This is a genomic window from Janthinobacterium sp. NKUCC06_STL, from assembly GCF_019345455.1.
In the GTDB taxonomy this organism is placed as follows: Bacteria; Pseudomonadota; Gammaproteobacteria; order Burkholderiales; family Burkholderiaceae_D; genus Janthinobacterium; species Janthinobacterium rivuli.
In genome coordinates, this window is record NZ_JAHKQY010000003.1 from 530,023 (window position 1) to 541,791 (window position 11,769).

Genomic DNA, 11,769 nt, shown 5'->3' on the forward strand with positions numbered 1-11,769 from the left:
TTCCGTGCGACAATATTGTGCTTTATGCCCCTCTGGCAACTACATTCAACCTGCGGCCCTGCGCTGCAACAGCGTGACAGAACAATGAAAAAGACTAGTCTGGCAATCCTCGTGGGTGCGGCCCTGTGTATCGGTGGCGGCATCTGGTATTTCAACCATCAGCCAGGCAAGGTGGCCGGTGGGCAGGATGGCAAAGGGGGCAAGGGCGGACAGGCGCCGACGACCGTGAGCGTGGTCACGCCCGTGCGCCAGGATGTGCCGATGGTGCTGCAAGCCAATGGCAGCGTGATGCCGATCAGCAGCGTCGATTTGCACCCGCAGACGACCAGCACGATTACCAAGGTACATATCCGCGAAGGCCAGTTCGTCAAGCAGGGCGAGCTGATGTTTACGCTGGACGCGCGCAGCGAGCATGCGAATGTCGACAAGGCACAGGCGCAGGTCTTGCGCGACCGCGCCTCGGTACAGGATTTCGAGCGCCAGCTCAAGCGCAACCAGGATTTGCTGAGCAAGAATTTCATCGCCCAGGGCGCCGTCGACACCCTGCAAAGCCAGCTCGACGCGGCACGCGCCTTGCTGGCCGCCGACCAGGCCGCCTTGCGCGCCGCCCAGGTCGATTCCAGCTACACCGTCCTGCGCGCGCCGCAGGCGGGCAGGGTGGGCGCCATCAATGTCTACGCGGGCAGCTTGGTGCAGCCGACCACGTCGCTCACCAGCATCACCCAGCTCGACCCGATCGACGTGTCGTTCACCTTGCCGGAAAGCAGCTTGTCCGGCTTGCTGGCGGCGCAAAAGGCGGGCGAGGTGCCTGTTAAGGCGCTGTTGTCGGACGCGGGTGGCAAGCAGCTCGACGGCAAACTGAACTTCATCGACAATGCCGTCGATCCCGCCACGGGCGTGATCAGGATCAAGGCGCGTTTCAATAATGGCGGCACCGATTTGTGGCCAGGCCAGTACGTCAATACGCAGCTGACCGTGCGCACCCTCAAGGATGCGCTGGTGATCCCGCAGAATGCCATCATCACGAGTACCTCCGGCACCTTCGTGTACTCGATGGAAGCGGACAATACGGCCAAGATGCGCAAGATTGCTCGCGTGTATGCATTCGGGCCGAACGCCGTCGTCACCGGCCTGGCGGGTGATGAAAAAGTCATCGTCGATGGCAAGCAGAACTTGCGTCCGGGTAGCAAGGTGCGCCTGGCGGAAAAACACAAGGCTGCCGATGGCGCCGCCGCAGTGCAGGGCAAGCCAGCATGAATCTGTCCGAACTGAGCATCCGCCGCCCCGTCATGGTGGTGCTGCTGTCCCTCTCCATCATCCTGGCCGGCGTGCTGGCCTACCTGCAAATTCCCGTGGCGGCCTTGCCGAGCTACAACACGCCCGTCATCAACGTCAGCGCCGACCTGGCCGGCGCCAGCCCGGAAACCATGGCCTCATCGGTGGCCTTGCCGCTGGAAAAACAATTTTCCACCATTTCCGGCCTCAGCCTGATCACGTCCACGAGTACCTTGGGCAATACCTCGCTGACCCTGGAATTTGACGCCAGCATCAACGTCAACGAGGCGGCTGTCGACGTGCAGGCGGCCCTGCTGCGCGCGCAGCGCCAGTTGCCGACGGAAATGACGGACTTGCCGTCCTACCGCAAGGTCAATCCGGCCGATGCGCCAGTGCTGTTCATCCAGATGACGTCGCCTTCGCTGAACTTGTCGGATCTTAACGATTATGCGGAAAACCTGATCGCGCCCAGCCTGTCGACCCTGCCTGGCGTGGCCCAGGTCATCGTCAATGGCCAGAAGCGCTTTGCCGTGCGCGTGCGTGCCCGTGCCGACCTGATGAATGCGCGCAATTTGACGATGGACGAGCTGGCCATTGCCTTGCGCACCTCGAACACGAATTCCCCGCTGGGCATCCTTGACGGCCCGAGCCAGACCCTGACCATCCAGGGCAATCCGCAAATGATGAAAGCGGCCGATTTTGCCGAACTGATCGTCGCCAGCCGCAATGGCCAGCCCGTGCGCCTGAAAGACGTGGCCGAGGTGGAAGACAGCTTTCAATCGATCAAGGCCGTCGGCAGTTTCAATGGCGAGCGCTCGATCAGCCTGATGGTGCAGCGCCAGCCGGACGCCAACACCGTGCAAGTGGTCGATGGCGTGCGCCGTTTGCTGCCGGGCTTCAAGGAGCAATTGCCGCAGTCGATACAGATCAGCCTGGTCAACGACCGTTCGCTGTCGATCCGCGAAGCCATCCACGACGTGAATCTGACCCTGGCCCTGACGGTGGTGCTGGTGGTGCTGGTGATCTTTTTGTTCCTGCACCGCGCGGCCGCCACCTTCATTCCCGCCGCCACCATGCCGATCTCGCTGCTCGGCGCGCTGGCCCTGCTGTACTGGCTTGGCTACAGTCTCGACAACGTATCCTTGCTGGGCATAACCCTGGCCGTGGGCCTCGTCGTCGACGATGCCATCGTGGTGCTGGAAAACATCGTGCGCCATATCGAGATGGGCAAGAAGCCGATACGCGCGGCCCTGGAAGGGGCGAAAGAGATGGGCTTTACCATCATCTCGATTTCCGTCTCGCTGGTGGCCGTGTTCATCCCCATCTTCTTCATGCCGGGCGTGATCGGCTTGCTGTTCCATGAGTTCGCCGTTGTCGTCTCGCTGGCCGTGCTGGTGTCCGCCGTCGTGTCGCTGACCCTGGTGCCGATGCTGGCCAGCCGTTTCCTGCCGGCCGACTCGCGCGAGCACAATGACAGCGACCCCAGCCATGGCGAAAAAACCTTTATCGGCCGCCATTTCGAGGCCGGCTTCACGGCATTGCGCAACGGCTATGTGCATCTGCTCGACAAGGCGCTGGCGCACCGCAACGTGGTGCTGTTCGTTGCCGTATGCACTTTCGCGCTGACGGTGCTGCTGTACGCGACCATTCCGAAAGGTTTCTTCCCCGAGGAAGACCTGGGCCAGATCCAGGTGAATACGGAAGCGTCGGAAGACATCTCCTCTGCGGCACTGCAGGATTTGCAAGCCCGCGTGGCGGCCGTGCTCAAGGCGGACCCCAGCGTGCAGGACGTGACCTCGTTCGTCGGCGGCGGCAACACGGGCCGCATGTTCATGGTCTTGAAACCGCGCAGCGAGCGGCCGAAAATGCCGGTGGTGCTGGAAAACCTGCGCCGCGCGGCGGGCACCGTGCCCGGCATGGCCGTGTATTTCCGGCCCGTGCAAAACTTGCAGCTGGGCGGACGCCAGAGCAAGAGCCGCTACCAGTACACCCTGCAAAGCGTCAGTCCCGACGCCTTGAATGATTGGGCGGAAAAGTTTATTGCCGGCATGCGCACGGATCCCGCCTTCCGCGACGTTACCAGCGATTCGCAGATCAAGGGCTTGCAGGCATCGCTCCGGATCGACCGCGACAAGGCCAATCTGCTGGGCGTGCAAATGTCCGACATCCGCACGGCCCTGTACAGCGCCTTTGGCGAGCGGCAAGTGTCGACCATCTATTCGTCGGCCGCCAGCTATTACGTGATCCTGGAGGCGGCCACGGCAGACCGCCAGTATGACGATGCGCTCACGCGCGTGTCCGTGCGCAGCAAGACGGGCGAGCTGGTGAAACTGTCGAGTATTGCCTACGTGGAACGCACGATTGGCCCCACGTCCGTCAATCACCAGGGGCAGTTGCAGGCCGTCACCATCGCCTTCAACCTGGCGCCGGACGTGCCGCTGGGCATCGCCACAGGCAAGATCGACGCGATGGCCAAGGACATGAGCTTGCCGGCCTCCATCATCACGCGCTATGGCGGCGACGCGGCCGTGTTCCAGAGCTCGCAATCGAGTCAGATCATTCTCATCATTGCCGCGCTGGCCGTGATCTATGTGCTGCTTGGCGTGCTGTATGAAAGCTATATCCACCCGCTGACCATCCTGGCCGGCTTGCCGTCGGCGGCCGTGGGCGCGCTGCTGACCTTGCGCCTGTTCGGCATGGACCTGACCATGATCGCCATCATCGGTATCCTGATGCTGATCGGCATCGTCAAGAAAAACGCCATCATGATGATCGACTTCGCCCTGCATGCGCAGCGCAACGACGGCCTGGCACCGGCCGAGGCCATCCGCCAGGCGTGCATCCTGCGTTTCCGTCCCATCATGATGACCACGGCGGCGGCCCTGATGGGCGCCTTGCCGATCGCCCTGGGCCTGGGCGCCGGCGCCGAATTGCGCCAGCCGCTGGGCCTGGCCGTGGTCGGTGGCTTGCTGTTTTCGCAAGTGATTACCCTGTTCATCACCCCCGTCATCTATCTGTTCCTCGACAAGTACAGCGGCACGGGACCGTTGACGGACGAGCAACTGGTGGCGCTCGACAACAAGTCCTGAGCCGCCACACGGCCTCCACCGGCGCCCCGTTCCTCAGTGAATGCGGCGCCGGTTTTGTATGGGCCGTGATACATACGGTAACAACCGTCAAGGCATGGCTCGGGTACGCTGATACCGCTGCAAGGAATGTCGCTATCCTGTACGCTTCGGGTTGGAAATGCCGAGGAAGTGTTCCCAAAGACTAGGGACTCTGGCACTATGGCTGCCCTGTAATGTTATTTCTTCGCTACACAGAAAGCACGATTCATTTTGCATGACACGACCCATTTGATGGCTGCCGATTCCGATGTTTGCCCCACCTGCGGGCAAGTGATCCAGCCGCCACCGGCCTACGGGTCCAGGACCAGCACCATGCGCAAGGTGGCGCTCGGCGTGTCCGTCTTGCTGCACGTGCTGCTGGCGGCGTATGTCCTGTTGCGCAGCGACACGATCGAAAAGATCCCGCCGCCGAAGAAGGAAAGTGCGATGGTCTACATCGCGCCGCTGAAAGACAAGCCGCAGCCGAAGCCGCAACCGAAACCCACGCCGAAACCGAAGGACACGAAAGTGGCCAAGGTGAAACCGCCGCCGGCGCCGAGCAAGCGCGTGGTGACGAAAGACGTGCCGCGCGACAAGCCGAAACTGGAAACCTTCACGCCGCCGCTGGTATCGAAAGTGCCGTTGCCGCCGCCGCCCGCTGAAGACATGAGCTCGATGATCGAGCAGCGCCGCAAACAGCGCCAGGCGCAAAATCCCGCGCCGCCGGCCGAGGAAAGCGAAAACGACCGCGCCATGCGCGTGGCCAAAGCGAATATCGCCGGCGCCCAGGGACGCAATTCCGGCAGCGACCGCGAGGATTCGGGCGGCGTGTTTTCCATCGTCAACCAGACTTCGTTCAGCGCGGAAGTCAAGTTCAAGGGCTGGAATGGCAACTTCAAGCGCAACTGGCTGAAGCAGGAGAAAGTCGAGCTGGGCAATGAGCCCGATATCGAAACGGCCATTGTGAAAAAGATGATCCAGCTGATCCGTGCTGAAAAGCCTGGTGATTTCGTCTGGGAATCGCGGCGCCTGGGACGCAACGTCAACCTCAGCGCCCGCGTAGAAGACACGGCCGAGCTGATGGCCTTCCTGCGGCAGGAATTCTTTTCCGAAAAGCGCTCTGGGCCGGGACGGCGCTAGACGCCAGGGCGCGCTGCAATAAAAAAAGGCTGCGCCGTGTGAACGGGCAGCCTCTTTTACACAGCGTTGATCTCGATCAAGCCGGTTTGTCGGTTCCCGCTTCCGGCTCGACGTCGTCTTCCATGTCGATCAGTTCGACCATCTGGGCCGCGCCATCTTCGCTGATGCCGGCCAGTTCCATGATCTTGTCGTTGGCTTCGTCGATACCGATGCGCTTCAGCGCCGAGAACAGTTGCACGGTGAATGGGAAGCCGACGCCGTCTTCATCCACATAGCTGTCGAGCTTGGCTTTGGCCTGGCGCAAGGCGTTCACGGATTCATTGCGGTTCAGCTTATCGACCTTGGTCAGAATGCAGTGGATCGGTTTACCCGTCGGGGCGAACCATTCCAGCATTTGAATGTCCAGGTCGGTGAACGGGCGGCGCGAATCCATGATCAGGATCAAACCGGCCAATTGCTCGCGGCGTTGCACGTAGTCACCCAGCAGGCGCTGCCAGTGTAATTTGGCCGAGCCCGATACTTCCGCGTAGCCATAACCCGGCAAGTCGACCAGCAGGCATTCGATCTCTTCGACGATGGTGGCATCCTTGCGGTGCTGCGCCACGTGAGCGCCGCCGATGGAGAAGTAGTTGATGTGCTGGGTACGGCCAGGTGTCTTGGAGGCGAACGCCAAGCCTTTCTGATTACACAAGATGTTGATGGCGGTCGATTTACCGGCATTGGAGCGGCCGGCAAAGGCGATTTCCGGCACCGTGGTATCGGGCAGGTCACGCAATTGGTTGACGGTCGTAAAGAAGCGGGCTTGCCAGAGTTTTGACATGGGAATAGTAAAGCAACAAAAGGGAGCGATAAGGGAGCGATAACGCCAAGAAGCTATTGTACAATAAGGGGTTGTTTATTGTTGCCGGCGTAGCAGCGATGCGGCTTGCGGCCCTGAAAATAAAGCAAAAATCCACAGGGCGCGGCAATGTCCACCACTAATTTCTCACTGTCTCAGGGTGCCTGAATGAATCGTGCGTTTTCACCGTTGTTCAAATCCATGCTGCTCGCTTTGCTGGCTGTATCGGCAACTGCCTCCGCGGTCGAAGCACCGAAACCGGCTGTCAAGGCCGACGCTGCCAAGGGCGCTGCCCTGTACGCCGATGGCGATGCGGCGCGCGGCTTGCCTGCCTGCGTCTCCTGCCATGGCGCGGCCGGCAATTCGACCATCACGGTCAATCCGAAGCTGGCCGGCCAGCACGAAAGCTATATTTACAAGCAACTCGTCGATTTCACCACGCCGCAGCGCAACCAGCCCGTCATGACGACGTACGCGAAGATGCTCAGCGACGCCGACAAGAAGAATATCGCCGCCTACCTGGGCACGCAGCTGTCCAAGCCGGGCGCCGCGAAAAACAAGGATACGATCGACCTGGGCAAGAAAATCTACCGTGGTGGCATTGCTTCCAAGCAAGTTGCCGCCTGCGCCAGCTGTCATGGCGCGACGGGCAATGGCATTCCCGTCCAGTATCCGCGCATCGCCGGCCAGCACCAGGATTACACGGTGGCCCAGCTGACGATGTTCCGCAGCACCAAGGCTGATGCCCGCAAGAACAGCGCTGAAATGCACACCATCGCCGCCCGCATGTCGGATGACGAGATCGCTGCCGTGGCCGACTATATCGCCGGCCTGAAGTAAGTTTTCATAGTGGCAAGCAATTGCCAGGCGCATCAGTGCGCGTGAACAAGGGCGGCCGTGTCAACGGGCTGCCCTTTTTCATGGCAGGGGCCAAACAGGAGTATGCTGCCGCCTTGCGCGGAGAAACACTCTGCTCCATGCCTACATTTTCTTGAAGATTGCATATCCCGTATGAGTATCCACGTATGAGCACAGGCACGACCGGAATCGAGTTAAAGACCCAACGCCGCAGCCTGGCTGAATTCGTCGAGCTGGTCTCGTCGATGCGCTTTGCCATCAGCCTGCTGACCCTGATTGCCGTCGCGTCCATCATCGGCACCGTGCTCAAGCAAAACGAGCCCATGCCCAATTATGTCAACCAGTTCGGGCCGTTCTGGTTCACCGTCTTCGACAAGCTGAGCCTGTATTCCGTGTATTCGGCCTGGTGGTTTCTCGTCATCATGGGTTTCCTCGTCGCCTCGACCTCGCTGTGCATCGTGCGCAATGCGCCGAAGATGCTCAAGGACATGCGCAGCTGGCGTGAAACCGTACGCGAGCAATCGCTGCGCAATTTCCACCACAAGCTGGAATGGCAGGCGCCGCTGCCGCGCGCCGTGCTGGCGCAGCAGATGGTGATGCGCCTGAAAGACGCCGGCTATGGGGCCAAGGTGGTCGAGAAGGACAACGCCACCCTGGTCGCGGCCAAGCGGGGCGCGGCCAACAAATGGGGCTATATCTTTGCCCACGGCGCCATCGTCATCATCTGCGTGGGCGGTTTGCTCGATTCGGAAATGCCGATTCGCGTACAGCAATGGTTCTTTGGCAAGACGCCGTTTTCCGGCAGCGGCGTGATCGCCGACATTCCCGCCCAGCACCGCCTGAGCCTGTCGAACCCTACTTTCCGCGGCAACACCATGATTCCGGAAGGCTCGTCGAGCAACACGGCCATCATTCCTCAGGCCGATGGCGTGCTGATCCAGGACTTGCCCATCACCATCCTGCTGAAAAAATTCCACATCGATTTCTACAGCACCGGCATGCCGAAGCTGTTTGCCAGCGATGTCGTCATCACCGATCATGTGACGGGAGAAAGTTTTCCTGCCACCATCAAAGTCAACCAGCCGTTGCTGTACAAGGGCCTGGCCCTGTACCAGTCCAGCTTTGAGGATGGCGGCAGCAAGCTCAAGTTGACCGGTTTTCCCATGACGGGCAAGACGACGAAACGCTTCGATATCGGCGGCGAAGTGGGCGGCAGCACGCCGCTCGAGCGCAGCGATGGCAATTCCTACACGGTGGAATGGTCGGGTTTCCGCCCGTTTAACGTGGAAAACCTCAGCGCGGGCCAGGATGTGCGCGCCGTCAGCAAGGCGGAAAGTTTCAACGATAAATTCGCCGTCGGCCTCGACAAGCGCCTGGGCTCGGCCGCGAAGAACGCGAATAACAAGGATCTCAAGAACGTGGGGCCATCGGTGCAATACAAATTGCGCGACAAGACGGGCCAGGCGCGCGAGTACCAGAACTACATGCAGCCCGTCACCGTGGATGGCACGACGGTGTTCCTGGCTGGCATGCGCGTCAACCCCAGCGACCCGTTCAGCTATCTGCGCATTCCCGCCGATGACAATTACAGCGTGAACGAATGGATGCGCTTGCGTGCCGCGCTGCAAGATCCGGCGTTGCGCCAGCAGGCGGCCACGCGCTATGCGGCGCGCGCCATGCCGCAACCGGGTGCGGAAGCCTTGCGCGGCCAGTTGCAGGAATCGGCGGCGAAAAGCCTGGGTATTTTTGCCGGCAATGGACAAGAAGGCGGTTTCCTCGCCATTTCGCGCTTCCTGGAGAAAATTCCTGCCGCCGAGCAAGAAAAAGCGGCCGATATCTTCATGAAGATATTGAATGGCAGCCTGTGGGACTTGTGGCAGGCGGCGCGTGCCCAGGATGGCTTGAAGGCCATCGAGGCCGATGACAAGCATGGCCGCTTCCTGCAACTGGCGACGAATGCGCTGTCCGACAGCTTCTTCTATGGCGCGCCCGTGTATCTGCAACTCGATGACTTTACGGAAATCAAGGCGTCCGTGCTGCAGGTGACGCGTTCGCCGGGCAAGAGCGTCGTCTACCTCGGTTGTTTGTTCCTTGTGATCGGCGTGTTTTCCATGTTTTATATCCGCGAACGCCGCCTGTGGGTGTGGATCAAGGATGGCGAGGGCGGCAGCGAAGCCTTGATGGCCATGAGCACGCAACGCAAGACGCTGGATTTCGAAAAAGAATTTGAGACTTTGAAGGCAAAGCTGCCGCAATCGGCGTAAGCTGCGCTGAGTTGGATTGGCTGAGTTTCGGGACGCTTGCGCGTCGCCGGGAATGGAGAAAATGATGGAATTGGCAAACAAGCAAATATATACGCAGGAACCAGGATTTTTCAAGCGCCTGAGCCTGATCGATTGGCTGTATGGCGCCGGCTTGCTGGCGGCCTCCCTGTTCGGCCTGATGCGCTTTGGCGCCTTCATGGATATCTATGAAAAAGCCATCTTGCTGGCCGCCGCGCCCACGTTCGCGTGGCTGGGCTGGTACTGGAAACCCGTGCGCTGGCTGATCCCTGTGGCGGCCGTGCTGTCGCTGTTCGCCATCGAGCTGTACGCGGGCCATCTGGAAATGGCGAACCAGAAATTCTTCCTGAAATACATCTTGTCGAGCCAGTCCGCCATCCTGTGGATGGGCACACTTTTCGTGCTGTCGACCCTGTTCTACTGGATCGGCCTGGTGGCGCGCTCGGAATTCGGCTCGTCCGTCGGCTCCCTGCTGTGCTGGGCCGGCGTCGTGCTGGGCCTGACGGGCATGCTGGTGCGCTGGTACGAGTCTTACCTGATCGGCGCCGACGTGGGACATATCCCCGTGTCGAACCTGTATGAAGTGTTCATTCTGTTTTCCCTGATCACGGCCATGTTCTACCTGTATTACGAGCAGCACTACGCGACGCGCCAGCTGGGCGCCTTCGTCATGCTGGTCATATCGGCGGCCGTCGTGTTCCTGATGTGGTACACGGTCACGCGTGACGCGGCCGAAATCCAGCCGCTGGTGCCGGCCCTGCAAAGCTGGTGGATGAAAATCCACGTGCCGGCCAACTTCATCGGCTACGGCACGTTTGCCCTGTCGGCCATGGTGGCCGCGGCCTACCTGCTCAAGTCGAGCGGCTATCTGGTTGACCGCCTGCCGTCGCTGGAAGTGCTCGACGACGTCATGTACAAGGCCATTTCCGTCGGCTTCGCTTTCTTCACGGTAGCGACCATCCTGGGCGCCCTGTGGGCGGCCGAAGCATGGGGCGGCTACTGGTCGTGGGACCCGAAAGAAACGTGGGCGCTGATCGTCTGGCTCAACTATGCAGCCTGGCTGCACATGCGCCTGATGACGGGCTTGCGCGGCCGCGTCGCCTCGTGGTGGGCCCTGGTGGGCTTGCTGGTGACGACCTTCGCTTTCTTAGGCGTGAACATGTTCCTTTCGGGATTACATTCTTACGGCAAACTGTAATTCATTTTTGCATGACAGAAGCGTCATGAACGGCCCGGAAAAACTGGTGTAAGGTATATCCAATCACCTTTTTCCGGAGCCGCCATGTTGATCAAGCGCAGTCCCAACGGCATTGAGTTGCCGTATTCTTCCGAAATCACGCCGCGCGCCGTGTTTGAATCGCGCCGCAGCTTCATCAAGCAAGTGGCGCTGGGCTCCGTGTCCAGTGCGGCCTTGCTGGAAATGGCCAGCCGCGAAGCGTTCGCGCAAGGCATCAATCCCAAGCTGGCAGCCAAGCTCAATTCCGCCTATTCGGCGCTGGAAAAGCAGACGGCCTATAAAGACGCCACCACCTACAACAATTTCTACGAGTTCGGCACGGACAAGAGCGACCCGGCGCAAAACGCGGGTACCTTGCGCACGCGGCCATGGACCGTCAGCATCGAAGGCGAAGTCAAGAAACCGATGACCCTGGACCTCGACGCGCTGCTGAAGCTGGCGCCGCTGGAAGAGCGCGTCTACCGCCTGCGCTGCGTGGAGGGCTGGTCGATGGTGATCCCGTGGGTCGGTTATTCCTTCTCGGAAATCATCAAGAAGGTCGAGCCGACGGGCAATGCCAAGTATGTGGAATTCATCACCCTGGCTGACAAGAAGCAAATGCCGGGCGTGGGCAGCCGCGTGTTGCAGTGGCCGTATACGGAAGGCTTGCGCATCGATGAGGCGAACCATCCGCTGGCGTTGCTGACTTTGGGTATGTATGGCGAAACCTTGCCGAACCAGAATGGCGCACCCGTGCGCATGGTCTTGCCGTGGAAATATGGTTTCAAGTCAGCCAAATCCATCGTCAAGATCCGTTTCGTCAAGGAACAGCCGCGCACGTCCTGGAACCTGTCGGCGCCGTCCGAATACGGTTTTTACTCGAATGTGAACCCCAACGTCGATCATCCGCGCTGGTCGCAAGCTTCCGAGCGGCGCATCGGCGAAGACGGTTTTCTCACGCGCAAGCGCAAGACCCTGATGTACAACGGCTACAACGATGTCGCTTCCTTGTACGCGGGCATGGATCTGAAGAAGTTCTTTTAAGGAAAGACC

The 11,769-nt window shown here is 60.3% G+C and carries 8 protein-coding genes; 7 read left to right on the forward strand and 1 reads right to left on the reverse strand.

The window, feature by feature from the left end:
• Nucleotides 1–84: 84 nt before the first annotated feature.
• From KO539_RS14995 to KO539_RS15005, 3 genes are all read left to right on the forward strand, one after another.
• Nucleotides 85–1,257 carry an efflux RND transporter periplasmic adaptor subunit gene (locus KO539_RS14995; RefSeq protein ID WP_219310378.1) on the forward strand — a complete coding sequence of 391 codons (1,173 nt, stop codon included), beginning with the start codon at nt 85–87 and terminating at the stop codon, nt 1,255–1,257.
• Nucleotides 1,254–4,364, forward strand: coding sequence for an efflux RND transporter permease subunit (locus tag KO539_RS15000; RefSeq protein WP_219310379.1), 3,111 nt, complete (start codon nt 1,254–1,256; stop codon nt 4,362–4,364). The genes KO539_RS14995 and KO539_RS15000 overlap by 4 nt, the downstream gene beginning before the upstream one ends.
• 270 nt (nt 4,365–4,634) lie before the next feature.
• A complete protein-coding gene (locus KO539_RS15005) occupies nt 4,635–5,522 on the forward strand; it encodes a hypothetical protein (protein ID WP_225242996.1) in 888 nt (295 codons plus the stop codon).
• A gap of 76 nt (nt 5,523–5,598) precedes the next feature.
• Here the strand turns inward: KO539_RS15005 and yihA are convergent, their stop codons facing one another.
• Entirely contained in the window at nt 5,599–6,342 is a 744-nt protein-coding gene (gene yihA, locus KO539_RS15010; protein WP_166445914.1) for a ribosome biogenesis GTP-binding protein YihA/YsxC, read from the reverse strand.
• Between the two features lie 186 nt (nt 6,343–6,528).
• Here yihA and KO539_RS15015 point away from each other — a divergent pair, with 186 nt between their 5' ends.
• The 4 genes from KO539_RS15015 to msrP all read left to right on the forward strand — a co-directional run bounded on the left by KO539_RS15015 (nt 6,529) and on the right by msrP (nt 11,760).
• Complete coding sequence (locus tag KO539_RS15015) at nt 6,529–7,200, forward strand: cytochrome c (RefSeq protein ID WP_176387688.1); 672 nt, start codon at nt 6,529–6,531, stop codon at nt 7,198–7,200.
• 185 nt (nt 7,201–7,385) lie between these two features.
• Entirely contained in the window at nt 7,386–9,482 is a 2,097-nt protein-coding gene (locus KO539_RS15020) for a cytochrome c biogenesis protein ResB (RefSeq protein WP_219310380.1), read from the forward strand.
• A gap of 64 nt (nt 9,483–9,546) precedes the next feature.
• On the forward strand, nt 9,547–10,698 hold the full coding sequence (ccsB, locus tag KO539_RS15025) for a c-type cytochrome biogenesis protein CcsB (protein WP_034753239.1): 1,152 nt from the start codon (nt 9,547–9,549) through the stop codon (nt 10,696–10,698).
• Between the two features lie 84 nt (nt 10,699–10,782).
• Nucleotides 10,783–11,760 carry a protein-methionine-sulfoxide reductase catalytic subunit MsrP gene (gene msrP / locus KO539_RS15030; RefSeq protein WP_219310381.1) on the forward strand — a complete coding sequence of 326 codons (978 nt, stop codon included), beginning with the start codon at nt 10,783–10,785 and terminating at the stop codon, nt 11,758–11,760.
• The last annotated feature ends 9 nt before the right edge of the window (nt 11,761–11,769 follow it).